Source organism: Geminocystis sp. CENA526 (assembly GCF_050753365.1).
In the GTDB taxonomy this organism is placed as follows: domain Bacteria; phylum Cyanobacteriota; class Cyanobacteriia; order Cyanobacteriales; family Cyanobacteriaceae; genus Geminocystis.
On sequence record NZ_JBLZFY010000304.1, the window covers coordinates 1 to 1,162 of the forward strand.

General features: G+C 31.2%; 1 protein-coding gene. It reads right to left on the bottom strand.

Annotation, left to right across the window (positions count from 1 at the left end):
• Nucleotides 1-1,162, bottom strand: a 1,162-nt coding sequence (locus ACN4EE_RS23555; protein ID WP_431708943.1) for a tetratricopeptide repeat protein, incomplete at both ends; no start/stop codon positions are given.

Here is a 1,162-nt window from a genome sequence, read left to right on the forward strand (position 1 = left end):
GTTAAGACTGTGTTGATATTGCTCTTGATTTTTGCCTTTTCCCTGTTGTAACCAATCTAAATATTCTGGCAAAGTCTCAGGTAAAATTATCGCTCTTAAAGTCAATAGTTTAATCATTTCGGGTGAATAAATACCCTCCTGTAATGCCATCTTAGTATTATTACTGTTAAGATACTCATTCCAAATATCATTATTAATATCAGGATTTGCTAAGGCATTTTCAATAATTTTAATGTGTTCAAGTTTTAATTTTACCCGTCTAGTTAAACCTTTAATAGCTGTATTAATTGTTGGTTTGATTTCATTGATAAATTTAGGGTAGGCAATATTTCGATTTTTTAAGGCTTCGGTATAATTAGGATTTAATTCGATCGCTTTATTATAATCGTCGATCGCTTTTTGATATGCTCCCAAATTATAATAGATAAGACCACGTTTATTGTAAACATTGGGGACATTAGGATCTAATTCAATCGCTTTATTGTAACTCTCGATCGCTTTTAGATTATTATAAGCTACATTAATATTACCGAAAGCGGAGGTATAATTAGGATCTAATTCAATGGCTCTATTATAGGAATCGATCGCTTTTTCATATTCTCCTAAATTATTATAGGCAAGACCACGATTAAAGTAAGCATCGGTATCACTAGGATTTAATTCAATAGCTTTGTTATAATTCTCCAATGCCTTTTCATATTCTTTTAAATCATAATAGGCAACACCACGATTAAAGTAAGCATCTGTATAATTAGGATTTAATTTAATGGCTTTATTATAAGAATCGATCCCCTTTTCATATTCTCCTGAATTATAATAGACATTGCCACGACCATTGTAAGCATTGGTATAACTAGGATCTAATTCAATGGCTTTATTATAGGAATCGATCGCCTTTTCATATTCTTTTAAATTTTTGTAAGCTACACCACGACTATAGTAAGCATCAGCATAATTGGGGTTTAATTCAATGGCTTTATTATAGGAATCGATCGCCTTTTCATATTCTCCTGAATTATAATAGGCAAGACCACAACCATAGTAAGCAAAAGTATAATTAGGGTCTAATTCAATGGCTTTATTATAGGAATCGATCGCCTTTTCATATTCTTTCAAATTTTCGTAAGCTACACCACGATTATGGAAGGCATAGGTAAAATTA